This window comes from Haloglomus halophilum (assembly GCF_024298885.1).
In the GTDB taxonomy this organism is placed as follows: Archaea; Halobacteriota; Halobacteria; order Halobacteriales; family Haloarculaceae; genus Haloglomus; species Haloglomus halophilum.
Window position 1 is genome coordinate 3673900 of the sequence record NZ_CP101166.1, and the last position, 23681, is coordinate 3697580.

At 69.8% G+C, this 23681-nt stretch carries 24 protein-coding genes; 12 read left to right on the top strand and 12 right to left on the bottom strand.

Annotation, left to right across the window (positions count from 1 at the left end):
• Both NL114_RS17845 and NL114_RS17850 read left to right on the top strand, forming a co-directional pair.
• Window positions 1-378: a DUF3209 family protein gene (locus NL114_RS17845; protein ID WP_254822268.1), complete on the top strand. Its 378-nt coding sequence runs from the start codon at window positions 1-3 to the stop codon at window positions 376-378.
• Window positions 365-1735, top strand: coding sequence for an outer membrane protein assembly factor BamB family protein (locus tag NL114_RS17850; RefSeq protein ID WP_254822269.1), 1371 nt, complete (start codon window positions 365-367; stop codon window positions 1733-1735). Before NL114_RS17845 ends, NL114_RS17850 begins: the two co-directional genes overlap by 14 nt.
• Window positions 1736-1819: 84 nt before the next feature.
• Here NL114_RS17850 and NL114_RS17855 read toward each other — a convergent pair whose 3' ends face one another.
• From NL114_RS17855 to NL114_RS17865, 3 genes are all read right to left on the bottom strand, one after another.
• Window positions 1820-2587 carry a CbtA family protein gene (locus tag NL114_RS17855; RefSeq protein ID WP_254822270.1) on the bottom strand — a complete coding sequence of 256 codons (768 nt, stop codon included), beginning with the start codon at window positions 2585-2587 and terminating at the stop codon, window positions 1820-1822.
• A complete protein-coding gene (locus NL114_RS17860) occupies window positions 2587-2793 on the bottom strand; it encodes a CbtB domain-containing protein (protein WP_254822271.1) in 207 nt (68 codons plus the stop codon). Before NL114_RS17860 ends, NL114_RS17855 begins: the two co-directional genes overlap by 1 nt.
• Window positions 2794-2865: 72 nt before the next feature.
• A complete protein-coding gene (locus NL114_RS17865; RefSeq protein ID WP_254822272.1) occupies window positions 2866-5118 on the bottom strand; it encodes a VWA domain-containing protein in 2253 nt (750 codons plus the stop codon).
• A 34-nt stretch (window positions 5119-5152) separates the two neighbouring features.
• Here NL114_RS17865 and cobN point away from each other — a divergent pair, with 34 nt between their 5' ends.
• The 3 genes from cobN to NL114_RS17880 are packed head-to-tail and all read left to right on the top strand — an operon-like array spanning window position 5153 to window position 10582.
• Window positions 5153-9073, top strand: a complete 3921-nt coding sequence (gene cobN / locus NL114_RS17870; RefSeq protein WP_254822273.1) for a cobaltochelatase subunit CobN — start codon at window positions 5153-5155, stop codon at window positions 9071-9073.
• Window positions 9063-9794 carry a precorrin-8X methylmutase gene (locus NL114_RS17875; protein ID WP_254822274.1) on the top strand — a complete coding sequence of 244 codons (732 nt, stop codon included), beginning with the start codon at window positions 9063-9065 and terminating at the stop codon, window positions 9792-9794. The genes cobN and NL114_RS17875 overlap by 11 nt, the downstream gene beginning before the upstream one ends.
• Complete coding sequence (locus tag NL114_RS17880; RefSeq protein ID WP_286671086.1) at window positions 9791-10582, top strand: cobalt-precorrin-7 (C(5))-methyltransferase; 792 nt, start codon at window positions 9791-9793, stop codon at window positions 10580-10582. The genes NL114_RS17875 and NL114_RS17880 overlap by 4 nt, the downstream gene beginning before the upstream one ends.
• A gap of 48 nt (window positions 10583-10630) precedes the next feature.
• Here the strand turns inward: NL114_RS17880 and NL114_RS17885 are convergent, their stop codons facing one another.
• From NL114_RS17885 to NL114_RS17895, 3 genes are all read right to left on the bottom strand, one after another.
• Window positions 10631-11431: a CbiX/SirB N-terminal domain-containing protein gene (locus NL114_RS17885; RefSeq protein WP_254822275.1), complete on the bottom strand. Its 801-nt coding sequence runs from the start codon at window positions 11429-11431 to the stop codon at window positions 10631-10633.
• A gap of 269 nt (window positions 11432-11700) precedes the next feature.
• On the bottom strand, window positions 11701-12441 hold the full coding sequence (locus tag NL114_RS17890; RefSeq protein ID WP_286671087.1) for a dolichyl-phosphate hexose transferase: 741 nt from the start codon (window positions 12439-12441) through the stop codon (window positions 11701-11703).
• A gap of 152 nt (window positions 12442-12593) precedes the next feature.
• Window positions 12594-12776, bottom strand: a complete 183-nt coding sequence (locus NL114_RS17895; RefSeq protein WP_254822276.1) for a hypothetical protein — start codon at window positions 12774-12776, stop codon at window positions 12594-12596.
• Window positions 12777-12999: 223 nt separating this feature from the next.
• Between NL114_RS17895 and NL114_RS17900 the strand changes: the two genes are divergently transcribed.
• The 4 genes from NL114_RS17900 (at window position 13000) to NL114_RS17915 (ending at window position 16223) form a co-directional block, all read left to right on the top strand.
• On the top strand, window positions 13000-13401 hold the full coding sequence (locus NL114_RS17900) for a DUF7124 domain-containing protein (protein ID WP_254822277.1): 402 nt from the start codon (window positions 13000-13002) through the stop codon (window positions 13399-13401).
• A 364-nt stretch (window positions 13402-13765) separates the two neighbouring features.
• Entirely contained in the window at window positions 13766-14245 is a 480-nt protein-coding gene (locus NL114_RS17905; RefSeq protein ID WP_254822278.1) for a DUF5805 domain-containing protein, read from the top strand.
• Complete coding sequence (locus NL114_RS17910; protein ID WP_254822279.1) at window positions 14238-15284, top strand: tyrosine-type recombinase/integrase; 1047 nt, start codon at window positions 14238-14240, stop codon at window positions 15282-15284. Before NL114_RS17905 ends, NL114_RS17910 begins: the two co-directional genes overlap by 8 nt.
• Window positions 15285-15572: 288 nt before the next feature.
• Window positions 15573-16223 carry a helix-turn-helix domain-containing protein gene (locus NL114_RS17915; protein WP_254822280.1) on the top strand — a complete coding sequence of 217 codons (651 nt, stop codon included), beginning with the start codon at window positions 15573-15575 and terminating at the stop codon, window positions 16221-16223.
• A 7-nt stretch (window positions 16224-16230) separates the two neighbouring features.
• On the opposite strand, the gene NL114_RS17920 is transcribed toward NL114_RS17915, so the two are convergent.
• The 3 genes from NL114_RS17920 to NL114_RS17930 form a co-directional block, all read right to left on the bottom strand.
• Window positions 16231-17151, bottom strand: a complete 921-nt coding sequence (locus NL114_RS17920) for a phosphoribosyltransferase HisG-related protein (protein WP_254822281.1) — start codon at window positions 17149-17151, stop codon at window positions 16231-16233.
• A gap of 40 nt (window positions 17152-17191) precedes the next feature.
• Window positions 17192-18484, bottom strand: a complete 1293-nt coding sequence (locus NL114_RS17925) for a hypothetical protein (RefSeq protein WP_254822282.1) — start codon at window positions 18482-18484, stop codon at window positions 17192-17194.
• Between the two features lie 90 nt (window positions 18485-18574).
• Window positions 18575-19426 carry an MBL fold metallo-hydrolase gene (locus NL114_RS17930; protein ID WP_254822283.1) on the bottom strand — a complete coding sequence of 284 codons (852 nt, stop codon included), beginning with the start codon at window positions 19424-19426 and terminating at the stop codon, window positions 18575-18577.
• A 120-nt stretch (window positions 19427-19546) separates the two neighbouring features.
• Between NL114_RS17930 and NL114_RS17935 the strand changes: the two genes are divergently transcribed.
• Window positions 19547-20269, top strand: coding sequence for a DUF2071 domain-containing protein (locus NL114_RS17935; RefSeq protein ID WP_254822284.1), 723 nt, complete (start codon window positions 19547-19549; stop codon window positions 20267-20269).
• Window positions 20270-20272: 3 nt separating this feature from the next.
• Entirely contained in the window at window positions 20273-20614 is a 342-nt protein-coding gene (locus NL114_RS17940) for a hypothetical protein (protein WP_254822285.1), read from the top strand.
• Window positions 20615-20696: 82 nt separating this feature from the next.
• Here NL114_RS17940 and NL114_RS17945 read toward each other — a convergent pair whose 3' ends face one another.
• The 3 genes from NL114_RS17945 to NL114_RS17955 form a co-directional block, all read right to left on the bottom strand.
• A complete protein-coding gene (locus tag NL114_RS17945) occupies window positions 20697-21455 on the bottom strand; it encodes an HpcH/HpaI aldolase family protein (protein WP_254822286.1) in 759 nt (252 codons plus the stop codon).
• An 82-nt stretch (window positions 21456-21537) separates the two neighbouring features.
• Complete coding sequence (locus NL114_RS17950; protein WP_254822287.1) at window positions 21538-21945, bottom strand: YlbF/YmcA family competence regulator; 408 nt, start codon at window positions 21943-21945, stop codon at window positions 21538-21540.
• A 226-nt stretch (window positions 21946-22171) separates the two neighbouring features.
• Window positions 22172-22345, bottom strand: coding sequence for a DUF1328 family protein (locus NL114_RS17955; protein ID WP_254824742.1), 174 nt, complete (start codon window positions 22343-22345; stop codon window positions 22172-22174).
• A gap of 198 nt (window positions 22346-22543) precedes the next feature.
• On the opposite strand from NL114_RS17955, the gene dph2 reads away from it, so the two are divergent.
• Window positions 22544-23602, top strand: coding sequence for a diphthamide biosynthesis enzyme Dph2 (dph2, locus tag NL114_RS17960; RefSeq protein ID WP_254822288.1), 1059 nt, complete (start codon window positions 22544-22546; stop codon window positions 23600-23602).
• Window positions 23603-23681 lie beyond the last annotated feature (79 nt).

Sequence of the window (23681 nt, forward strand, 5' to 3'; positions counted from 1 at the left end):
ATGACCTGTCACGAACTCGAAGCCCTGCGACTCGGACTGATGAACGTCCTCGGCACGACCGACCGGAGCGCCCGCGAACACGCCGAGAAGGAACTGGAGGGGCACCTGGAGGGCCCCATCGGCGCGCTCGCCGAGGCGGACGACCTCGCGGCCATCGAGCGCCACCTCGACGCCGCGCTGGTCGACCTAGAGGAGGAGGTGGCTGCGGCGGACGAGTCGACCGACCGGTACGACTACCTCCGCGGCCGGCTCGTGGCGGTGCGGGACGCCGAGCGCGCCGTGCGCCGGCTCACGAACCAGGGCGAGTCCGTCCTCGACGGACTGGACGACGCCCACCACCTGCTCCACGAGGCGTTCCCCGTCGATGACGACGACTGAGCCCCGGCGCGAGTCGGGGGCCGACGTGCTCGCCGAGACCGGAGCGGTGTCGCTCGGCGACGTGGATCCGGCCCGGTCGCGCCACGCCGGCCGGCGGTCGGCCGTCGCGCTGGTCGAGGCGCCCGACGCCGAGACCTCCCTGGCCGTCGCCGGCCTCGCGGACGGCTCGCTCGTCGCGGTGGCACCCGACGGAACCGAACGCTGGCGGCACGCACCCGAGGACGCGGGCAGCGTCGTCACCCTCGTCCCGTTCGCCGACGGCGTGCTCGTCGGCGAGCGCGGTACCGCCGGGACCGTCCGCTACCACGACGGCGCGACCGGCGAGCGCCGCTGGCGCCACGAGAGCGCGACGGACGTGGGCGACCCGCAGCGTGACTCGCGGTTCTACCTCCCGTTCGTCGCGAGCGCGGCCACCGCGCGCGTCGACAGCGAGTCCCGGGCGTACGTCGCCGTGCGGCGGTACGAACGCTCGGGCGACGACGACCAGCCGCGCCACTTCGAGAGCGTCGTCTACGCGTTCACGCCCGACGGCGAAGTCGCGTGGCGGTACCGCGCCGACGCCTCACCCATCGCCGTCGACGCCCGGGACGGGCGCGTCGCGGTCGCGTACAACCGCTGTCCCGACCCGGACGCGCACGACGACGGGCTCGTCGTGCTCGACGCCGGCGACGGGGGCGAGCGGTGGCGCTGGGACCCCGGCACCGCGATGGCCGAGCCACCCGGACAGCGCCGCGTCGGCGACGTATCACTGACGCCCGACGGACCCGTGGTGGCGAGCCACGCCGACTACCGTGGGTACGCACTCGACCGGCGCGGGGACGTGCGCTGGCAGCTCGACCTCGCGCGGCCGGTCGAGCGTGCCACCGAGGAGGGCACGGACACCGTCTACGCCTACCCCAACCACGTCCACGCGACCGACTCCGGGGATGAGTCGAGCAGCGCGAGGCGAGGCTCGTCGGACGCGTCCGACGGTGCGCTGTTTGTCACGGGCAACACCTATCCCGAGGCGGGCCGCGAGACCGAGGCTCGACATCCGCGCGAGCACACGGCTGTCGGCGTCCGCGACGGCGTGGAGGAGTGGTCGGACCCGGTCGGGGGCTTCGCCACCGGCCTCGGCGCCGCTGAATCGTGCGTAGCGGTCCCGTCGGCCCAGCATTTCCGTGACCGGGACGCCGCGACCCACGCGGTCCGGACCTTCGACCTCGCCGACGGGCCGACCGCCGCGGTCGAGACCGACGGCATCGTCACCTGCGCGGCCGTCGCGAACGACGGCGTTGCGGCGGTGGAGGAGCCCGTCATCTACCACGACGAGGGCGTCGAGCACGGTGCGTACCGGCTGTGGCTGTTCGAGCGGTAATCGAGAATCTGCCTGACTACCGTCTTATCCGAGAGGTATTCGGAGAATATCTGCTGTCCGTCTATTGTTAGTCGGATTCAACAGTTAGTCTCCGGGGGCGACTGCGGGGCTATCGGCCGTGACCGTCGCGTCACGGTCGAGTCCGCGCCGGTGGAACCGTGCGAACGCCGTCGTCAGGACGAGCCACAGGCCGACCTGGCCCGCGAGCACGACACCGCGGTAGGCCGCGACCAGCGGTTCCCCCGCGGCCGCGGTGGGGCCGACGACCGGGAGCACGAGCAGCGCGGCGAGCGGGCCCGCCGCGACGAGCGCGGCGACCCGGCGGTCGCGGCCGGCACCGGTCAGCCGGTCGTACAGTGCCCCGCTCGCGAGGCAGGCTGCGGCCCCGGCGACGAGCGCGCCGCCGTACCAGAGGCCGCGCACGTCGAGCGCCGCGCCCTCGACGCCCGGGGGCTGGGGCGGCACCGCGAGCCAGGGCGCCCCCGAGACGGTGAGCAGCCCGGCGGCGCCAAGCAGGTAGACGCGGGCATCGCCCGCGCCGGGGACGGCCGGTTCCAGCAGGTAGAACGCGACGCCGAAGCCCACCCCCAGGAGGACGCCCCAACCGAGGCCGCCCAGCAGGTTCGTCAGCGTCGACAGCGCCCCCGTCGGGACGGAGAGCGGGCCCAGGTCGACGTGATCGTGTGCCGTCGCGTGTTCGTGGGCGGCGTCGCCGGCGTGCTCGCCGTGGTGGCCCGCGCGCTCCTCCGCGACGGCGACCAGCGGCGACGCCACCAGCACGACGAACAGCCCGAACGCGAGGCCCGCGACCGCGCCGGCCTTCAGCCCGCGGAGCGCGTAGGCCGCGAGCATCAGTGACAGATGATGCCGGCGGCGTGGCGCGCGTCGTGGAGCGACTCGTGGACCGCGGGCTCGCCCGCGAACACGAGCAGGAACAGGAGGCCGGCGACCAGCGCGGTCCCGACCGCGACCTGCGTGGCGGTCAGCGACGTGCGTGCGGCGGTGAAACGGTCCTGGACGGTCGAGGCCCGCGAGGCGGGCGGTGATGACTGCGACATCGGAAACTCGACTTGTCAAAAGACAAGCTAGATTGTAAAACTTTCGAGCGAACCACAGTGTGGTTGCGCCGTTCAAGTGTCGGTGTCGCGTGCGCTCCGGGCGGCCGCATCCGCGCGCTCGGCCGAGAGCGCATCGAGGCCGACGACGGTCGCGTCCGTCGTCCCGGCGACCGTGCCGACCAGGCCGCGGCCCTCGCCGGCGTCCACCACCAGCACGTCGTCGGCCACCTCGGCGAGCCCCTGCGCCGCGTCCCGGGTCGCCGCCGTCGGGCTCTCCCCGTCAGCGACGTTCGCGCGGCCGTCCGTCACCAGCACGGCCACGCTCGCGTCCGGATCGGCCCGCGCCAGCACCTCGCTCGCGGTCCGCAGCCCGGCCGGCAGCGGCGTCCTGTCGGCCGTCGGCAGCTCCTTCAGGTGGCGCGCCGCCCGGCTCGTACTGTCCGTCGGGGGCAACACTACGTCCGCGCCGTCGCCGGCGAAGGCCACCAGCCCTACCTCGTCCCGGGCCTGGTAGGATTCGCGGAGCAGCTCCAGCAGCGTCCCCTTCGCGGCGCGCATCGCCGGCCGCATCGACGCGCTCGCGTCGACCACGAACAGGACGAGCGTGGTCGCGTCGCCCGCCCGGACCGAGGCCCGGAGGTCACGCGGGGCGACCCGGTCCCGGCCGTTCGCGGCTGCCGTCCGGACCGACGCCGCCGCATCGACCTGGTCGTCCGGGTCCGCTCGTCGCGTCCGGACCCGGGGGCCCGACTCGTCCCCGCGGACTGTCGCCGACCCGCCGCCCGCCCCCTCGGCCCCCTCGGCCCCCTCGGGACCGTCCGGCGTCGGGAGGTCGGGCGCCCGCGCCTCCCCCGCCTCGGCACGCGCCTGCCCGGGAAGCAGCGGCGTCGGGGGCGCGGCCTCGTCGGCGTCGTCGTTCGGTTCGCCGTCGTCTGTTCCCCCGGGCTTCCTGCCGTCGGCCGTCCGCCCCCCGTCGGCGGGTGCCGGGCTCGGCCCCTCCGCGGGCGTCTCACTGTCCTCTCCGTCCGCATCGTCGGGGGTCGGGCTGTCCATCTCGTCGCCTTCGGGACCGTCGTCCGGCCCCGACTCCGGCCCGCCGTCACCGTGCTCGCCGTCGGCGCCGCCTCCAGCATCGTCGGCAGCCTCGCCGGTGCCGCCGTCGCCAGTTTCGTCGCCCTCGTTCGATTCCTCCGACTGGCTCTCGTCCGGTTCGTTCTCCCCCTCGCCGCCGTCATCGGCGTCGTCGAACCGCTCGTCCAGCAGGTCGTCCGGGTCGGGAGCGTCCTCGAACGGCCGGGACTGTAGTCGATGTGGCAGCGCCAGCTCGGCGGCCCGCCGCACGTCCGGTTCGAGGACGCGCGGTCGGTCATCCAGCGCGGCGAAGGCGAGCGCCGCGCGCGCCGTCGCGATGTCCGCACGGTGCCCGTCGACACCCGCGTCACGGCAGAGTTCGGCCACCTCCGCGGCGAACTCGTCGGGAAGGTGGGCGTCGCCCGCCGCCAGCCGCTCGCGGGCACCCCGGAGCTGGGCGGCGTGGTCGGTCTCGTCGGCTGCCGTCTCGTCCTCCAGCGGGTCCTCGCCCCGGTCCCGGGCCAGCGCGCCCCGGAGCACCCGGACACGGTCCTCGGTGTCTTCGAGCCCGGCGACGGTCGCCTGGAGGTCGAACCGGTCGCGGAACTGCGGGCGCAGGTCCCCCTCCTCCGGGTTCATCGTCCCGACGAGCGTGAACGAGGCCGGGTGCTGGACGGAGACGCCGTCGCGCTCGACGCGATTGACACCGCTTGCCGCCGCGTCCAGCAGCGCGTCCACGAGGTGGTCGCCGAGCAGGTTCACCTCGTCCACGTACAGCACGCCGCGGTTCGCCCGGGCGAGCAATCCGGGGTCGAACGTCGCCTCGCCGGCCAGCGCGTCCGCGACCGAGAGCGTCCCGACCAGGCGGTCACGGGTCGCGCCGAGGGGGAGCGTCACCAGCGGCGTCGGTCGCGTCTCGACGGGCGGGTCCGCCCGCTCCCGACAGTCAGGACACTGCGGCGGCGCGGCCGCCGCCCCAGGTCCCTCGTCGCCCGGGTTCGGATGGCAGCCGAACGGGCAGTCCGCGACGACCCGCTGGTCGGGCAGCAGGTCGGCCAGTGCCCGCACGGCGGTCGACTTGGCGGTCCCTTTCTCTCCGCGGATCAGCAGCCCGGAGAGCGCGTCGCTGGCGCCGACCGCGAGTAAAGCCCGCTTGAGTTCCTCCTGCCCGACGACCTCGTCGAATGCCGGGCCATCACGCCCCTCGGGTGGTCCAGGCCCCGACAGGCTTTTGGTACGCGCGAATTCAACCATGCTTGTCCGATTGCAACGGAGGTTTAACAAGATTATGCCTACCATCGGCCTGTACACGGCGACGGAGAACGAACTGGGGGCGGTCGGCCGGGCCGCCAGCGAGGTGGATGCGGACCTCGTGGTGCGCTCGGAGAGCGACCTCGACGGCCCGGAGGACGCCGACGCGTTCGTCGACGAACTGACCGACGCGACCGCGGTGGTGCTGTGGCTCCACGGCGCCGAGGACTCGATGCCCGGCTACGGGCACGCCGTCGAGCGGCTGCGCGAGGCGGGCGTCCCGCTCGTGGTGAAGGCGACCGGTGACGCCTTCGCCATCGAGGATACGACCGTGGACGGCGACACCCGCGACCGCGTCTGCGAGTACCTCGACCGCGGCGGCACCGCGAACGTCGCCAGCTGTGTGCGCTACCTGGTGGACCAGTTCAGCGATGAGTCCCGCAAGCACGACGACCCCGTGGCGCTCCCGACGGAAGGGGTCTACCACCCGGACCACCCGGGAGCGAGCTACGAGGACCTCGCCGCGACCCTCGACCCCGACACGCCCACCGTCGGCGTCTGGTTCTACGAGTCCCACTGGACCCACGAGAACCTGCGCTACGTCGACGCACAGGTCCGTGCAATCGAGGCCGAGGGCGCCGACGCGCTCCCCGTCTTCTGCAACCCCGCCGAGGACGACCCGGACCAGAACGATGCCGAGTGGGTCGTCGACAACTGGCTGACGGACGACGCCGGCGACCCAATCGTGGACGCGATGCTGTCCTCGTTCATGTTCTCGCTGTCGATGGACGAACGGGGCCGCAGCGCCGACGACGAGGGCAGCGGCGACGTGTTCCTCGACCGGCTCGGGGTACCCGTCATCCAGACGGTGACGACGATGCGCTCGCGGTCGCGCTACGAGTCCAGCGACACGGGCGTCATGGGCTTCGAACTCGCCCTCTCCGTGGCGCTCCCCGAGTTCGACGGCAACGTCATCACCCATCCCATCAGCGGGAAGGAGCGCACCGACGACGAGGCCGGCATCGGCACCGCGCCGAAACAGCACTTCCCCATCGAGGACCGCGTCGACCACGCGGCGAGTCTCGCGGTGAACTGGGCACGGCTTCGGCACACACCGAACGAGGACAAGCAGGTCGCCGTCGTCCTCCACAACTACCCGCCCAGCGACGACGGCATCGGGACCGCCTTCGGGCTGGACTCGCCCGCAAGCACGGTCAACCTGCTTGAGGAACTCGACCAGCGGGGGTACGACCTCGGAGCGGGCGCGGCGTCGGCTGCCGATACCCCCGCCGACGTGCTTCCCGAGAGCGGGCAAGCGCTCGTCGAGCGGCTCACCGCACAGCTCACGCTGGACGACCGCTGGGTCGCGCCCGAGGACGTGCGTGACCTGTCGGTCGGTACGGTCGCGCCGGACACCTACGACGAGTGGTTCGCCGACATGGACGCCTCGTTCCGCGAGAACGTGCTCGAGGAATGGGGCGACCCGCCCGAGCGCCCGTTCGCCATCCCCGGCGTCGAGTTCGGCAACGTGCTCGTCACGGTCCAGCCCCCACGCGGCTTCGGGATGGACCCCTCGAAGGTGTACCACGACTCGGACCTCCAGCCGCCCCACGACTACGCCGCGTTCTACGGCTGGCTCCGTCACGAGTTCGACGCCGACGCCGTCGTCCATCTGGGGACGCACGGCTCCCTGGAGTGGCTCCCCGGGAAGACCGTCGGCCTCGACGGCGAGAGCGCCCCCGACGCGCTCGTCGGCGACCTGCCGAACGTCTACCCGTACATCGTCAACAACCCCGGCGAGGGAACGCAGGCCAAGCGCCGCTCCTACGCCGCCGTCGTGGACTACCTCACGCCGCCGATGGCCAACGCCGGGACGTACGACGAACTGGCCGAGCTGGAGGAACTGGCGAGCGAGTACCGCGAGGCCGGGACGACCGGCGCCCGCCCGGACGAGGGGCAGGCACTCGAAGAACGCATCCGCGAGGCCGTCGCCGAGGCCGACCTCGCCGTCGAACTCGGCATCGAAGGCGACATCGAGGAGCGGGCGGACGTTCGTGGTCCGGAAGAAGCCGGGACCACGCTCGCCGAGGGAGAGGTGTCGGGCGACGAGGTGGACGTGGACGAACTCGTCGAGCGGGTCCACGACTACCTGACGGACGTGAAGACGACCCAGATCCGGATGGGGCTCCACACGATGAGCGAGCCGCCGGCCGGCGACCGGCTCGTGGAGTACCTGGTCGCGCTGACGCGGCTGGAGAACCCCGGCGCGCCGAGCCTTCGGGACAGCGTGGCCGGCGTTCTCGGCGTCGACCCGGACCGGATGCTCGAATCGCCGGGCGCCTACGACGACGACCTCGAGATGACCTACGCCGAGGCCGCCGACGAGGTGTACGAGACGTGCTGTGCCCTCGTGGAGACGCTCGCGGCCCACGGGTTCGACCTGCCGGCCTCCGAGCGCGAGGCCGGGCCCGACGACGAGGTGAATCTCAACCTGCTCGTGGTCGACATCGACCCGCTGGGCGACGGCCGCGCGGTCTCGGGCGCCCACGACGACCTGCGCGAGGCGCTCCGGTTCATCTGCGAGGAGGCCGCGCCGCGGGTCGGCGGTGCCCGTCAGGAGGTGCCCCGGACGGCGGACGCGCTGGCCGGCGAGTACGTCCCGCCGGGCGGGAGCGGTGCGCCCACACGGGGTGGCGTCGACCTGCTCCCGACGGGGCGGAACTTCTACACGCTGGATCCGCGGAAAGTCCCCGCCAAACATGCGTACGACGCAGGCAAGGAGGTCGCCGACGGCGTGGCCGAGCGCCACCACGACGAGGAAGGCGAGTACCCCGAGGAGGTCGGTGTCGTCGCGTGGGGGACCCCGACCGTCCGCACGCGCGGCGAGACCATCGGGCAGGTGCTCGCGCTGATGGGTGTTCGGCCGGTCTGGACCGATGCCGGGCGCGTAGACGATGTCGAGGCCATCCCGATCGAGGAACTGGGCCGGCCGCGAATCGACGTGACCACGCGCGTCTCCGGGCTGTTCCGGGACGCCTTCCCCGCGGCCGCGGGCGTGGTCCACGATGCGGTCGACCTCGTTGCGGGCCTGGACGAGCCCCACGAGATGAATTTCGTGAAGAAACACGTCGAGGCGGAGGCCGAGGAACTGGCGGCTGACGGCCTCGACCCGGATGACGCGCGTGACGCGGCCAAACAGCGCGTCTTCACCACCCGACCCGGCGGCTACGGCGCCGGGACGAACAAGGCGGTCGACGAGGGCAACTGGGACGACCGCGCCGACCTCGCCGAGGTGTACGTCCAGTGGGGCGGCTACGCGATGGGGTCGCGCGGGACGGTCAGCGAGGCCCACGACGCCTTCGAGCGCCGCCTCGGGAGCGTCGAGGCGACCGTGAAGATCGAGGACACCGCCGAGCAGGACGAGTTCGACTCCTCGGACTGGTACGCCTTCCACGGCGGCTTCATCACCGCCGTCGCGGAGACGGCGGGCGAGGAGCCGGCCTCCTACGTCGGCGACACGTCCGACCCCTCGCGCGTGGACGTCTACACGAACGAGGAGAAGGTCCGCAAGGCGATGCGGGCCCGCGTCCTGAACCCCTCGTGGCTCGACTCCATGGAGGAACACGGCTACAAGGGAGCCGGCGACCTCTCGACCACGGTCGACGTGGTGCTCGGCTGGGACGCCACCACGGGCGTCATCAGCGACGGCCTGTGGGACGACGTGGCCGAGAAGTTCGCACTCGACGAGGACCGCCAGGAGTGGCTCCGCGAGGTGAACCCGTGGGCGCTGGAGTCCATCACGGACACCCTTCTCGAAGCGATCGAACGCGGCCTCTGGGACGCCAACGATGACATCCTGGACGATCTGCGCGACGCCAACCTGCGGGCCGACGGCGATATCGAGGCTCGCGATGGGGCCAGCGCGGCCCGGACGGAGGTGACCAGCGATGACGACTGAGGACGACGCTGCGACGGATGGAGGTACTGCAGCAGAGGTCGAGGAGTACGCCGACCTCGGCGCGACGACCGAGAACGCGATGGAGATCGCCGAGACCAGCATGGACCGGGTCCACGAACTCGTCCCACAGGAGACGCTGGCCGACCGGTTCCGCGCGAAGGCGGTCCACGCCACCGGTGACCCGGAGTTCCAGCACCTCGTCCGGTTCACGGGCGCCGACGAGTCCGAACCCGCCCGTGCCGGCGCCCGTGCCGTGCTCGACGAGGCACCCATCGTGACCGACATCACGATGGTCAAGTCGGGCATCACGGGCCGCGGGCACTCCTGCGAGGTACGCAAGGCCATCGGCAACGGCGCCGAGTTGGCTGCCGAAACGGGGATGACCCGCACAGCGGCGTCCGTGCTCGAACTCGACCGTCAGGGCGTCTACGACGGTGCCATCGCGGCCGTCGGGAACGCCCCGACGGCGGCGCTGGCGCTCGCGGACTGCATCGAGGATGGCACCCGGCCCGCCGTCGTGGTCGCCACGCCCGTCGGATTCGTGAAGGCCGCCGAGTCCCGGAAACGGCTCCGCGAGGTCGCGAGCGAGCACGGTGTGCCCGCCATCACGAACGTCGGGCGGCGCGGTGGGAGCGGGCTGGCTGCGGGCCTGACGAACGAACTCGTCCACGTCGCGAGCGACGTTCGCTCGGAAGACCTCGACCTGGAGGAGTCGCCGTGAGCGACACCGAGGACCCCGGTGCGGACGCTGCCGACGGGAGCTTCGGCGACCCGACGGCGTACGCCGCCCGAGCGCCCGAACCGGCCGATATCGTCGAGGACGGTGGCGACCCGCCAGTCCTCGCAGTCGGCGTCGGCCCCGGCAACCCGGAGTATCTGGTTCCGCGTGCCCAGCGGGCCGTCCGCGAGGCCGACGTGCTGGTCGGGTTCGAGACGGTCGTGGACGTGGTCCGCGAGCACGCGACCGGCGAGGTGCTCGAATGCGGCTACCGCGACCAGGCCGAGACGCTGGCGACGTTCGCCGACCGCGTCCGCGACGGTGCGCGAGGGACGGCCGTCCTGATGGGCGATCCGAACCACTCGGGCTACCAGCTGGTCGGGCGCGTCGAGCGCCACGTCGACCGGCCGGTGCGCGTGGTGCCGGGCATCTCCTCGCTCCAGCTCGCGGCCTCGCGGGCCCGGACGCCGATGGAGGAGAGCACGTTCGTCACGCTCCACCGGCGCGGCGACCTGGCCGAGGCCCGTGAACGGCTCCGTCGTGATGTCGGGGACCGCCATCTGCTGGTGCTGCCCCGCCCCTACGACCTGATGCCCGGGGATATCGCCGCGGACCTCGTGGGGTCGGGTGCGAGCCCGGACCTGCCGGCACTGGTTCTGGAGCGGCTGACGCACGATGACGAGGCGACGACGCGGTCGACGCTCGGCGAGCTGGCCGAGTACGCGGGCGGTGATGGGGCCGAGGACACGCCGTTCTCGGACCTGTCGGTGCTGGTCGTGCGACGGGCGTAACCGGAACTGCGGTCCCGTCGTGGCGGCGTCGGTGCCGCCGCCGTCACGTTACAACGGTCGGCCGTCACCGTCCGCTGCGAGTCGCTGGGCGTCGCGGGCGAGCTGGTCCTCGAACGAGGTCCCCGGCGTATCGGTGCCCGTCCGTCGCTCGGCCACGCGGGCGGCGATGGCGTCGGTGACAGCGTGATGCTCGCCGAGCGGGTCGGCGTAGGAGAGCCCACCCCGGTCGACCTCCAGCTTACGCGGTATCTCCTCGGTCGTGGCCGTCGACGGGACCAGCGGTAGCGGCACCGCGACCACGCGGTCGTTGGAGACGGTGTAGCGGGCACACTCGACCGCCGGGTTCTGGAGGAGGAACGCGCTCGTCACTTCGCCGTAGGCGCTCGTCTCGCGGAGCCGCGAGGCGTGGTAGTCCGCAGCCTGTCGTTCGAAGGGCTGGTCCCCACTTCCCAGACCGACCAGAAGGAGGGAGGCGTCCGGCGTCGGCGTGACGTGCTCGGCCGCGCGTGTGGCGAGCGCGTCGGTCACGGCCGGCGAGGGTCCGACGGGCTCGCAGTACGCCACCGCACCATCGACGGTGTCGAAGGCGGCCGGGACGCCGTCGGTCGTGGCGCGAGCGTGTGCGGCCCGGACCGGGACGACGAACACCCGGTCGGCAGAGATGTCGGCGAACGATGTCCGGAGTTCGCGGCCGGGCTCCTCGCGCCAGGTCGCGGCGTGGACGGCGTCGGCCACGCCACGGTCGCGCAGTCGGCGAGCGTGTGTCTCGAGGACGCCCCCCGCGGCGGGCGACGCTCGGGCGACCAGAACGAGGGCATCGGTAGCCCGTGTCTCTTTTGCAATCTTCATTGTGTTAGGCCAAGTGCAGTTGTTACTCGGCGTGCGAGGGCATCCCACATATAGCTGGTGATGGTCCAGTACTGCTATCGACTGCAGCCAGTCAGCTGGGAACTCCCGTGAGAAGTCACGGACAGCGGGTGAGGCGCTGGAAGAAGAGGGATGAAGATGGTGCGTTTTCTGTATAGCGGTATACGATTTATGCGTTGGGGATGGGACGCCCCGGCAGGAGCGGAATAGTTGAGAAACTGATAATTATGCGACGCCAGTCCGATAGAGCGCTACCGGAAGCGCTCCTCGAGCGAGACCTTCACGATGGACTTGAGTATCTCGGCGCCGCCCTGTATCGGGTCGAGCTTCGTCTCGCCCGCCCGCTCGGCGTACGTGATCGGCTCCTCTCGGACCTCGTACCCACGCATCAGCGGCCGGATGAGCAGCTCCGCGGAGAGGCCGGTGTTCTCCGTCCATTCGATCTTCTCGATGATTTCGCGGCGGTACGCCCGCATCCCCGTGGTCGTATCGTGGACCCGGTCGCCCATCAGCACGGACGCGATACCCGCGAAGGCAGCGTTTCCGAGGCGGTTGAACGCCGGCATGGCGTCGGCCCCGTAGTAGAGGCGGTCACCCGAAACGACATCGTAGCCCTCGTTGATGAAGTCGAGGAACTCCGGAAGCGCGTCCATCGGATAGGTGTCGTCGCAGTCCGTCGTCACCACGACCGGACGCGAGGCCGTCAGCAGCGCCTCGCGGACGGCTACGCCGTACCCCTGTGGCTCCTGCTCGACGACCGTCGCGCCGTGCTCACGGGCGATCTCGGGCGTCCTGTCGCTGGAGCCGTCCACGCAGACGACCTCGGCGCGCCCATCGGTCACACGGTCGATGTCGTCCAGCACCGTACCGATGGCTGCCTCCTCGTTGTACGTCCCCATGACGACGCTGAGGTCGTCGAAGGTGAACTGCTCTACCCCGTCCGCCGCGGCCACGGACTCGTCTGCCGACCTGTCGGCCTGCTGCTGGCTCATACGTCCGCCTTCGTGAGCGCCCACTTGAGAGTTTAGGTTTGCCAAAAACGACGGCCGGTCGAGATTCGCTCCAGAACTCGGCCGTTTCCGAGTGTAGCAGCCGCTACCATACGAACGGAGCTGAAGAACCAGAAATCAGGAGATTTCGTAGCTTACCGCAGGTCGGCCGCGCCGGGTTCGATCTCCTCGCGGTGTCGATCGGCCTCACTGCAGGCTGTCTCGGGTGGGCGCTCGAATCGCTGTCGCTGTCGCTCTCCCCCGTCCGTTCGGGTCGTGTGGGTCGTCGGGTTGTTCATGTACGGGACCATCGGAGCCGTGTCGTTGGAGTCGTCCATCGGTATCTGGTGGGTTCGTGAGTGCGTTCGCGCGTCGATGCCGCTGTCGTGGCCTCGCGCGGAGCGCGAGGAGGCCGGGGGAGAATCAGTTGCGTACGTGTACAGCGAGCATCGGTCTTCACTCTCCCATTGGGGGCATCCATCATAAACGTTCATGTCGTAACAACGGTTGCCATCGATGTCGGTCGCTACGCTTACGAGCGTCCGCTCCCCTCGTTCGCCCGTGGCGACCGGACTGACGCTCGCGTTCGACCTGGAGGCGCTCAGAGCGTTCTCTGAGCCCGCTGTGGCGTTCGAGGACGCGCGGCGCTGGAGTGAGAACCTCGGTATCGTCTCGGACCAGCCGCCGTACGTTCTGACCAAGTTCACCCGCGAACACGCCCTCCGGAACGATTTCCCACCCGAGCCTGCCCCCGCCGTGGAGACGCTCGACCACATGCGCACGCACCACGACACCGACCGGTACGTGTACGTCGTGCCCGACGACGTGACAACGACGCCGGACGGATGGGAACGCCTCCCGGCCTCCGAGGCCGCGGAGCGAGCCGACTGGGAACTGGCACCCGACGACTCGGTGGATGTGGCGGAACCAGTCATCGAGGACGAAGACTCGGACTGGCCCTGACGGCCCGGGAGTGGGGCTGGCGGTCCGGAGTGTCTCTTTCCGCTGGTGGACTTCGAGCGATTCGGCTCCACAGGCCGCTCCATCACACCACCACGACCAGGGGCCACCCGTCGCCCTGAACAATCCTGAATTCGCCCACCGATATCGGAGCTAGATGAGGTACCCACCTCTCGCGGAGTCTCATCGGGGCCAATCTGTTATCGTCTAATGTGATATGTGGAAAGACGCGCCTGTCGGCTGGACAGTCAGTTATCGTCGAATAGATGGGCAAACTACCCCGATTTACACCACCACGTTCGGTGATAACTGCCCTTATCGTCGTGTCTGACGCAGATTGAAGTAGCGCCCGTTCGAGGAGGGGAGCATGAGTACGGACGGGTCGGAGACCGAACGCGTCTCGGTCAGCACCTACATCCCGGCCTACCAGCGCGCGACCTGGGAGGCCGAGGCCGAGTCGATGGGCGTGAGCCGGAGCGAGTACGTTCGACTGATGGTGCAGGCAGGCCGTCGGAGTTTCGAACTGGACGGGACCGACGATAGCAGCTCCCTCCCGGGCACTGACGACCGTTCGAGCGAACGCGCCTCCGGCGGTTCCGATACGGTTACCGGGAACAACCCCGAGCAGACCCGTTCCTCCCCCTCTGACCCTGGGGGTGACGGCCTCGAAGACCGTGTCCTCGACCTCCTCGAGCCGGACGCGTATCTCGGCTGGGACGAACTGGTCGCCGGGTTGACCGACGACCTGGAGGACCGACTGGAGGAGTCACTCGAATCGCTCCAGTCCGCGGGCCGGGTCCGACACAGTGGCCGGCACGGTGGGTACACGGTGGTCGCCGATGAGTGAGGCCCGCGCCGGGGAGACCGGTGCCGTCGAGGACCCGGTCGCGTACTTCCTGGAGGACCTCACCTACCACGGCAAGACCGAGCGGACCCGGGACGCCTACGAGCGCGTGCTCCGCTCGGCCGAGACGTTCATGGAGGGCCGCCGGACCACCCTCGCCGACGCCACCCGCCGGGATTGTATGGCCTGGGTCCACCGGCTTCGTGGAGAGTACGCCGACAGCACGGTCGCCTCCTACGCTTCCTACCTCCACCGGTTCTACGGGTACATGGTCGAGGTCGGCACGTTCGACCGGAACCCGATGGCGCTGGTCACCGACGAGATGGACGAGACCATCGATACGGACCCTGCACGCCGCGAGATCGACCTGCCGCGGATGCGGGCGTTCGTCGCGGGCCTCGACCACCCGCTCGAACAGGCCGTCGTCGTCACGCTCCTGAAGACGGGGATGCGCGTCGGCGAGCTCTGTAACCTCGACATCCGGGACTGCTCGCTCACCGACGAGGAGGTCCGCGAGGCGTACGATATCGCCCCGCGTGGGGGGCTCGACGGCCGCCCGGACTCCATCTACGTGGCCAGTGACCCGGCCCGCGGGGAGCCGTACAACGGCGAGGAACGGACCGCCTCGAACAAGCGCAAACGCGACACCGTCGTCCCCATCGACGACGAGCTGGCCGCTGCGCTGAAACGCTGGCTCGCCGTCCGCCCGGACCCGAGGTCGGACGCGGAACCCCTGTTCTGCAGCACGAAGGACGAGTGGGGCGCCCGCCTCACGCCGAAGATGGCCCGGTCGTTCGTCACCGACCACGCCCGCGAGGCGGGCTGGTACCGCTCCGGTGGCGGCGCCGAGGAGAACGTCACGCCCCACTACTTCCGGCACTTCTTCACCACGCACCTCCGGGACCGAACCGGCGACAGAGGCGTCGTGAAGTACCTCCGCGGTGATGTCGCTCAGGACGTCATCGACACGTACACCCACAACTGGGGGGACCGCGTCCGGGAGGTATACGAGGAGAACATCTACTCGCTCGGGACGAGATAGTGCGGTACTTCGACAGCTCTCACCAGGGAGACCGTCACCGACACGACTCGTAAACTGCATGTCGCTATACGGAAACTCGGGTGGTAGGCATCCGGTTCCCGTGCCGCTATTACGACGGAATACGGGGCTGAGAGTCCCTGTGAGTTGGTCCGGGTATCCCGGCGGATCGACTGGCTCGGTCGCGAGCGGACGCCTGACAACTTGTTCACCGTACGTGGTGAGTTGAATCAGGTCCCAGTCCACCGGGAAAAGGTTAAAGCGCGAGCATTGCGACGGTCGCCACGACCCATGCGGTTCGTGGAACTGGTGGTGAACCCGGACGAGGGCTGGTCCCGGTTCGGCCGGGCGGCCGCCGACGACCAGCGGGTCACGCGCGAGGCCATCCACCAGCTGGAGCTGATGGACGACGGCAGCGTCGTGATGCTGTACGAGCTGTCGGGCGACCACGACACGATCCACGACCTGCTGGTCGAGCATTTCGATGCCAAGGGGTCGGAGATCTCCGAGGTGGCCGGGAACGTCCTCGTCTACGCACATCACGACCCGAGCCCGACCGTCGACGGCCTGTTGCGGATCCCACGAGAGCTCGGCGTCGTGGTCGATACACCGCTCGAGTTCACCCGTGACGGCGGCATCAGGCTCACTCTCGTCGGCGACGAGGCGGACATCCGGCAGGCTATCGCTGCCATCCCCGAGTCCGTGCACCACACCGTCGAACGCACCGGTGAGTACCAGCCCGAGCAGGAGCGCCTGTTCGCGGAGCTGACTGACCGACAGCAGGAGATCCTCCTCACGGCACTCGAGATGGGCTACTACGAACAGCCGCGGCGAGCGACCTACGAGGACCTGGCCGGGGAGCTGGGCTGCACGAAGACGACCGTCGGCGAACACCTCCGGAAGGCAGAGGAGAAGGTCCTGACCGGTATCGCCCCTGACTGAGGGCAGCTCAGGTCGCCGGGGCGACCAGTTCCGTCTCGGACTCGTCGATGAGCAGGTCCGCCAGTGCCTGGGCCCCGTCGTCCAGCTCGGCGACGTTCTCCAGCAGGACCGTCTCCGAAGGGAACAGCTGCTCGCCCAGCAACAATCCGTGTTCCCGGGCTGTCGAGCCCGTCACGGTGAGATAGACCCCCAGCCCGGTGTCGGCGATGGCGGCCTCCTCCTCCAGCTCGGGGTCCGTGTAGGTGAACTCGATACCGTCCAGCGCGTCGCTCCCGAGCACGGCCTCGACGAGGCGCTCGTACCGCGGCGAGATGCAGAGGTCGCCCTCGTAGTCGGCGACGAACGAGCGGTCCAGCGGGGTCCCGCCGTCGCCCCGGACCTCGGGCGAGGCCAGCAGCGTGTGATAGACCGTATCGCCGAGGCCCCCGGTGACGCGGACGTCCGTGTCCCTCGGGTCGATGCGCTGGTTCACGTCCGCCAGCGAGGTCAGCGGGTCCGGGCGGAGCCCGACGACCTCCTCCAGCACGAGGTCGGCCGAGTCGAAGCCCAGTGCGAACTCGTGCTTCCGGAGGGCGCGGAACGGCTCCTCGCGCCCGACGAGCTGGACCTCACCGGCCGGTGTCGGCACCAGTAGCGAATCGAATACGACGCGGCGAGGGAATCCGTCGCGGGCGTCACGGAGCAGGGTGTACTCGGGGGCGTATCGGTCGTTGGGGTCGGAGTAGTGCGCCAGCCGCTCGTACACGGACCGGTCGAGGGTTCGCTCGCCCTTCGTGACGGCCTTCTCGAGCCGGAGCGTGGAGATGACCTCGTCGACACGGTCGGTCACGTCCACGGAGCCTGTCGACTCCCCATGGTCGGCCACCCGTTCCAGCACTGCCTCCAGCGGGCGACCCTTCCGTGGCACGGCGACCTGCACGGTCGTCATTACCGGTTGAATCGGAACTGCGGGAGAAAAGCCGTCCGGTTCAGTTCCCGGCCAGCGCCTGTCGGAGGTTGTCCAGCGTCTCGATGTCGTCCTCCATCTCCTCGAGCTCGGCCTCGACGTCGGCGACGCGGTCGGAGAGGTCCTCTCCGAGCTCGTCCTGCATCGTCTCGAGGTCGGTCCGGAGTGTCGCGAGGTCGTCCTCGATGGTCGAGATCCGGCCGTCCAGCGACTCCGTCGTCTCGGCCATCGAGTCGACGCGGTCGTCGATGCTGTCGACCCGGTCGTCGACCGCCGTCATGTCGCTCTCGACGGCCGAGACCGTTCCTTCGAGCCGTTCGAGGCTCCCCTCTACGTCATCGAACCGCTCGCGCATGGCCAGGAGGTCGTCGGCCGTGCCGGCGTCGTCGAGGAACTCCTCGAGGGCGCCCGTGTACGCGACGACCTCGTCGATGTCGGACTGCAGTTTGTCGAGTTTCGCCTCGACGTGGCCCGGGAGTTCGGCCTCGGCGCTCATCGCCTCGATGTCGGGACCGAGGGCCTCGTTGAGCGTCTCGAGGTCCTCCTCGGCCACGTCTCCCGCCCGGATCTCTGCCGCGAGCGTCGCGGCGACATCGTCGACGGCGACGGCCTCAGCGGTGCCGTTCCCGTGTTCGGCCTCGGCCGCCTGGGCCGCTGTGGACTCGTCGACGGCGGCCTCGCTCTCCCCGTCCGCCTCCTCGGCCTCGGCTTCGATATCGGCCTCGTCGACGTTTGCGATGGCGGATTCCAGGTCGTCGGCCGACGCCTCGGCCGGCGATGGCGTGTCGGTGTCTCCCTCGTCAGTATCCTCGACTTCTTCCGTGTCGGCATCGAGCGGGTCGTCGAGGTCTATCGAGGTATCGGGCTCCTCGTCCGCCGTCGCGTCGTCGGCGTCGTCCTCGGCCGCTTCGGACTCATCCTCGTCGCCGATGATGTCGCTGACGCTCTCCTCACCCTCGACACCCTCGATGGTGGGCTCCGTGAGGAACCGCTCGATATCGTCCGTGTCCTTCGCACGGAGGCCGTAGACGGTCGTGTACTCCTCACCGGCCTCGAACTCCCGCTCGAAGACGATCTGCTCGTCCTCGACGCGCCAGAAGTCGGCTCCGTACTTGGGGTGGAACCCGATGTCCTGTGCCGGGACGTCGTCCGGAACGTCGTCCACGATCCGGACGTCCGTGGCCTCCTTGCGGTCGGAGTGGATGACGAAGGCGATGGCGGGGACGGGGAAATCGTCGGGCTCGAAGGATTTCTCGACGGTGATTCCTCCCCGTTCGACGACCACGCTCACCTCCTCTGAATCGGCGTTGCTCATACTGTGGTATGAACCTGCAACCTCAGTCCCATAAATGTACCCTGAAACCTGGGGTCGCTCACCTGACCAGCGGGTCCGGGCCGTGCCGGCTCAGAGCGACACCCGGTCGCCGATCTCCACGACCTCGACGGTCCGTGGGTGGGCGAACGACCGCGTGTGGTCGCGGACGCTCCGCGGGTCCGCAGTCAGCCCCTTCCAGATGTCCCAGTGCGACGGAAGCAGCCGGTCGAGTTCGAGCTGGGTGGCCGCCTCGGCCACCTCGTTGGGCGAGGAGTACCACCGCTTGTACACCGGCTCGCGCGTCTCCTTGTCCAGCAGCATCCCCGAGGAGCCGAACGCCAGCACCCCGAGGTCGATGTCGTAGCGCTCGCCCACGTCGGTGAACGCGTCGCTCGGGCGGGCGTCGCCGCCGTGGAAGAAGGTCCCAGATCCGTGCTCGACGACGTAGGAGACGGGGTGGGTCGCGTCGGGGTCGTGGGCCGGCTCGACGTGGATACGCAGGGACCCGACCGACAGCGTGTCGCCCTCCGCGACCTCGTCGATATCGGCCGCGTCGACCCCTTCGCGGTCGGTCCAGCCCTCCTCCTCGACGACCGTGATGGAGTCGTCCGGGGCGACGTAGTCGGCGCCGCTCGCCACCAGCGGGGCCTGTGTCCCCTCGTGGACGTGATCGGAGTGCTCGTGGGTGGCGAGAACCGCGTCCGGCTCGACGAGGTCACCGAACACCTCCGGGTCGAACGGTACCGGCACCATCCGCACGGTGCGTGGCGGGTCGCCCAGCCCGCAGTACGGGTCGACGAGCACCGTGGCGCCACAGGAGGCCTTCAGGACGAACCCGTTACAGCCCAGATACCAGATATCGACGCCGGCGGGGTCCGCCTCGGCGACCTCGCGGGGGAGCCAGTCGCCCCAGTCGGACGTACCGAGTTCGTGTGCGCACATGCGTGCGAGGGCCTGCGCGCGCGTGAAGGCTAAATCCCCCGCATCCGGTCACCTCCCTCGGCCACCTACTCTCGCCCCCGCGCCCGAAGGCCTTTGCGAGTGCAACCGCAACCGCCACGTATGGGCCTCATCCCGCCGCTTCGGGGCGTCATCGACCGGCGTCTCCTGGTCAACTTCCGGCTCGACCCGGCGGCGCTCGCCGACGTGCTTCCCGAGGGGTTCTCCCCCCGGACGGTGAACGGGGTCGCCATCGGCGGCATCTGCTGCATCCGCCTCTCGGCGATGCGTCCCGCGGGGTTCCCGGCGGTCTGTGGCCGTACCTCCGAGAACGCCGCCCACCGCATCGGTGTCGAGTACGACACGGCCGGCGGACGAGAACCGGGTGTGTACGTCCCTCGTCGCGATACGGATTCGCGCCTGAACCGCCTCGTCGGCCGGCGGACCGTCGGCCGTCAGTACCGCGCCGACTTCCATATCGACGAGGGGGGCGGTCGGTACGAGCTGTCGATGGAGAGCCACCACGGCGACGTGTCGATGCACGTCACGGCGACGGAGGCGGACTCGCTCCCGGCCGACAGCGTGTTCGAGAGCGTCGAGCAGGCATCGGCGTACCACCGCTGTGGCGCGGTCGGCTACTGCCCGACGCCCGCTGGGGAGGAACTCGCCGGCGTCGAGCTCGACCCGGACGAGTGGCGGGTCCGTCCGCTCGCGGTCGAGTCTGTCGGGGCGAGCTTCTTCGACGAGCGGCTCCCCGCCGACGCCGTGACGTTCGACAACGCACTCCTGATGGACGATATCCCACACACGTGGCGGCGTCGGGCGTCGAAGCCGCGGTCCGCCTGAGTCATGGAGCCGGCTCGCGTCCGAGATGGCGTACTCGCCGGTGGGTGTCTCGCCAGCCTTCTGTACGTGCTGGGGCCGGACGGTCGACAGCGACTCCGCGACCCCGGGGCGGCCCTCGCAGGCATCGGCTGCGCCCTCGCCCTGGAGTGGGCGTTCATCCGGTATCCGGAACAGTTGCTGTCGCTCTGGGAGCGCCCAGCCGTCAACCGCGGGAGCGCACTCGCCCTGCTGGGCGGTGGGCTCCTCGCACGGGGGGCGCCGCGAGTTCTCGCAGCCGCCTGCTGGGGGCTGGTGACGTATTTCGGGCTCCTCGTGGTATTGATCGTGCGACGTAGCAGTCGGTAGGCCGACCTGCAAACCGCATACCGCTATACCGAATTGGGGGGGGACGACCCGTCCCGCCGGGTGCCGGTGGCAGGCGGCGACCTCAGTTCCCGAGCGTCTCCCGGGCCGCGGCCGTCGCGTCGGCCACGCCATCCAGCAGCATCGCGGTGTCCACCCCAGCGATGAGGAAGTCGAACCCGAGCGAGCCGAGCGTCCGAACCTCGTCCGGCCGCGTTCCGAGCGTCCCCACCGGCGTCCCGGCCGCCTCGCCGGCCTCGAGAACCGCGGCGATGGCCTCCTGCAGTTCGGGGCTCGACCACTCGGCGAAGACGCCGAGGTTCGCCGACAGGTCGGCCGGCCCGACGAACAGCGCGTCGACCCCCTCGACCGCGGCGATGTCGGCGGCGTTCTCGACGCCGGCCTCGGTCTCGACCTGCAGGACCGTGAGGACCTCCTGGTTGGCCGTCTCGACGTACGCCTCGAAGTTCCGCCCGTAGTCGGCGGCCCGCGCGGCCGCGATGCCTCGCATCCCGCCGGGCGGATAGCGACAGGCCTCGACCGCGGCCTCGGCCTCGTCGGCGGACTCGACCATCGGCACCATCACGCCCCCGACGCCGGTGTCGAGGACGCGCTTGATGCGAACGGGGTCGTTCCAGGGGACCCGCGCGAGCGGGAGCGCATCGCCCGGCGCGGCGTCGACGGCACGGGCACAGTCGGTCACCGTCTCCAGCGAGTTCGGCGTGTGTTCGGTGTCGAGTATCACGAAGTCCGCGTCCGGGGCGAGCAGTTCGGCGACAGCAGGGTCTGCCAGCGATGCCCAGATCCCGACGACGGGGTCGCCGCTGCGGAGTGCGTCACGCATGGCTCGGGAGTCGGGCGGTCCACGCAAAAAGGTCGGTATGGCGCCGGAGGCTCGTCAGTCCTCGCGGCTCCACCGTCTCGAATCAGTCCTCGCAGCAGCCGCCGGCCTTGCCGCCGAAGTCGACGGCGAGCGGGTCGGAGATGAGTTCGTTCAGCTCCTGCAGCGAGAGTTCGAGCCGGTTCTGTGCGGCCTGGAACTCCGCCATCTCGGGGATGTCGTTGAGCTCCTGCTGGGCCTCCTGCAGCTCGCGGAGGTCCTCGTTGGTCGCGTCGCCGGTCTGCCGGGCGAGCATGAACTCCTCGCGGAGCTGCTCGAACTCGCGGACCTGCGCCTGGATCTCCTCGTCTGACTCGACGGCCTCCTTGGCCTTCATGAACTCCTGGTAGGCCGGCAGTTCGGTGATGACCTCGCCGAGTTCCGAGGCGAGTTCCGTCGCCTGCGCCGCCGGGTGTTCCGCCTCCGTGTCGACCTCGCTGGAGTCGATGCTCATTAGCCGCGCTTGGAACTGACACGATTTAGGTCTGCCGAACGCACGTGCCGACGGACCCCGGGACGTGGCGGGTCCCGGCACCCCTCAGTCGGGCACCTCGACCCCGTGTCCTCCTCGGCGACGACGACGTTGATGGTGCCCAACGGGAGTCACCCGGAGCGACCGTCACGACGGTCCGTACGGTCGCCACGTGCAACCACCCACGAAACCGTTCGAGCACGCCGGCTCAGAGGACCAGCGAGACCACGAGCAGGACGAGGAAGAGCACGACCATGATGCGCGCGATCTCCATGCTGATGCCGGCGATACCTCGTGCGCCGACCAGCGCGGCGACGATGGCCAGGGCGAAGAAGACGAGCGCGTACTGGAGGAAATCACCCGAGAACAGCATCGGGACCATCGGGAGTGACGAGGCAACACCGGACGCGAGCGACACTGGGAGGCTCACTGAAACCAACTGGGGCCGTTCCGTGAATACTTATCTTGAACGTAAGCACTGACTGTGCGGTTCATCGCCGGAGTCGGGTGGCGACAGCGCGAGTGGTCCGCGACCGGGGGAAACACCGACGTTATACGCGCCGAGGCGTATCCTCGGACAATGAGTCAGGACGCCGACGCCCCCGAGCGGACCGAGGGCGACCTCACCCGGACCGGGATGGCGCTCAAACACGAGCGTACGTGGGACTACGAACTCGACCGCATCGTCGAGGCCGTCGAGGAGCGCGACGCCGAGAAGGTCGGCCTGCAGTTCCCCGAGGGCCTGAAGCGCCGCGGCCCGAACGTCGCCGACGACCTGCGCGAACTGCTCCCCGACGGCGTGCGGGTGATGATATCCGGGCAGCCCTGCTACGGCGCCTGCGACCTCGATACCTACCTGATGCGCCGGACGGACGTGTTCGTCCACTTCGGCCACTCCCCGATGAAGGAGTCCGACTCCATCATCTACGTCCCGCTCTTCTCGAACGTGGACGTGACACCCATCATGGAGGAGTCGCTCGACGAGCTCGCCGACCCCGACGCCGACCCCGACGTGGGCCTCGTGACGACGGCCCAGCACATGAACAAGTTCGACGAGATGCGCGAGTGGCTCGAAGAGCGGGGCTACACGGTCCATACCCGGCGCGGCGACGACCGACTCACCCACGAGGGCCAGGTGCTCGGCTGCAACTACGCCAGCGCGGACATCGACGCCGAGCAGGTGCTGTACGTCGGCGGCGGGAAGTTCCACCCGCTCGGCCTCGCGATGGAACACCCCGACAAGAAGGTCGTCATCGGGGACCCCGTCAACAACGTCGTGACGGTCGCCGACACCGAGAAGTTCCTCAAGCAGCGCTACGGCGCCGTCCACCGCGCGATGGACGCCGAGACGTTCGGCGTGCTGTTCTGCACGAAGATCGGCCAGGGCCGCTGGGACGTGGCCAACGAGATCGTCGAGGCCAACGACGACGCCTACCTCATCACGATGGACGAGATCACGCCGGACCGGCTGGTCAACTTCGACATGGACGCCTTCGTCAACACGGGCTGTCCCCGCATCACCACCGACGACGGCCCGCAGTTCAAGAAGCCGATGCTCACCCCCGGCGAGTACGAGATCGCCATCGGAGAGAAACCGCTGGACGAGCTGTCGTTCGATACGTTCCACGGCACTTGGTAGAGCTTTTTTGACGGCTCGGATTCCGCGCCGGAGGCGCGGAACCTCTCGCCGCAAAAAACGTTCAGAAAAAATGCCGGCA

What these genes read in the sequence shown, in the direction of transcription:
- NL114_RS17850 (WP_254822269.1), top strand. Translation starts at nt 365, where the DNA reads ATGACGACGACTGAGCCCCGGCGCGAGTCGGGGGCCGACGTGCTCGCC.
- NL114_RS17940 (WP_254822285.1), top strand. Translation starts at nt 20,273, where the DNA reads ATGGAGCCGGCTCGCGTCCGAGATGGCGTACTCGCCGGTGGGTGTCTC.
- NL114_RS17920 (WP_254822281.1), bottom strand. Translation starts at nt 17,151, where the DNA reads ATGACGACCGTGCAGGTCGCCGTGCCACGGAAGGGTCGCCCGCTGGAG.
- NL114_RS17885 (WP_254822275.1), bottom strand. Translation starts at nt 11,431, where the DNA reads ATGAAGATTGCAAAAGAGACACGGGCTACCGATGCCCTCGTTCTGGTC.
- NL114_RS17905 (WP_254822278.1), top strand. Translation starts at nt 13,766, where the DNA reads ATGAGTACGGACGGGTCGGAGACCGAACGCGTCTCGGTCAGCACCTAC.
- dph2 (WP_254822288.1), top strand. Translation starts at nt 22,544, where the DNA reads ATGAGTCAGGACGCCGACGCCCCCGAGCGGACCGAGGGCGACCTCACC.
- NL114_RS17955 (WP_254824742.1), bottom strand. Translation starts at nt 22,345, where the DNA reads ATGGTCCCGATGCTGTTCTCGGGTGATTTCCTCCAGTACGCGCTCGTC.
- NL114_RS17895 (WP_254822276.1), bottom strand. Translation starts at nt 12,776, where the DNA reads ATGGACGACTCCAACGACACGGCTCCGATGGTCCCGTACATGAACAAC.
- NL114_RS17935 (WP_254822284.1), top strand. Translation starts at nt 19,547, where the DNA reads ATGGGCCTCATCCCGCCGCTTCGGGGCGTCATCGACCGGCGTCTCCTG.
- NL114_RS17910 (WP_254822279.1), top strand. Translation starts at nt 14,238, where the DNA reads ATGAGTGAGGCCCGCGCCGGGGAGACCGGTGCCGTCGAGGACCCGGTC.
- NL114_RS17860 (WP_254822271.1), bottom strand. Translation starts at nt 2,793, where the DNA reads ATGTCGCAGTCATCACCGCCCGCCTCGCGGGCCTCGACCGTCCAGGAC.
- NL114_RS17950 (WP_254822287.1), bottom strand. Translation starts at nt 21,945, where the DNA reads ATGAGCATCGACTCCAGCGAGGTCGACACGGAGGCGGAACACCCGGCG.
- NL114_RS17925 (WP_254822282.1), bottom strand. Translation starts at nt 18,484, where the DNA reads ATGAGCAACGCCGATTCAGAGGAGGTGAGCGTGGTCGTCGAACGGGGA.
- NL114_RS17890 (WP_286671087.1), bottom strand. Translation starts at nt 12,441, where the DNA reads ATGAGCCAGCAGCAGGCCGACAGGTCGGCAGACGAGTCCGTGGCCGCG.
- NL114_RS17930 (WP_254822283.1), bottom strand. Translation starts at nt 19,426, where the DNA reads ATGTGCGCACACGAACTCGGTACGTCCGACTGGGGCGACTGGCTCCCC.
- NL114_RS17845 (WP_254822268.1), top strand. Translation starts at nt 1, where the DNA reads ATGACCTGTCACGAACTCGAAGCCCTGCGACTCGGACTGATGAACGTC.
- NL114_RS17855 (WP_254822270.1), bottom strand. Translation starts at nt 2,587, where the DNA reads ATGCTCGCGGCCTACGCGCTCCGCGGGCTGAAGGCCGGCGCGGTCGCG.
- cobN (WP_254822273.1), top strand. Translation starts at nt 5,153, where the DNA reads ATGCCTACCATCGGCCTGTACACGGCGACGGAGAACGAACTGGGGGCG.
- NL114_RS17865 (WP_254822272.1), bottom strand. Translation starts at nt 5,118, where the DNA reads ATGGTTGAATTCGCGCGTACCAAAAGCCTGTCGGGGCCTGGACCACCC.
- NL114_RS17875 (WP_254822274.1), top strand. Translation starts at nt 9,063, where the DNA reads ATGACGACTGAGGACGACGCTGCGACGGATGGAGGTACTGCAGCAGAG.
- NL114_RS17915 (WP_254822280.1), top strand. Translation starts at nt 15,573, where the DNA reads ATGCGGTTCGTGGAACTGGTGGTGAACCCGGACGAGGGCTGGTCCCGG.
- NL114_RS17945 (WP_254822286.1), bottom strand. Translation starts at nt 21,455, where the DNA reads ATGCGTGACGCACTCCGCAGCGGCGACCCCGTCGTCGGGATCTGGGCA.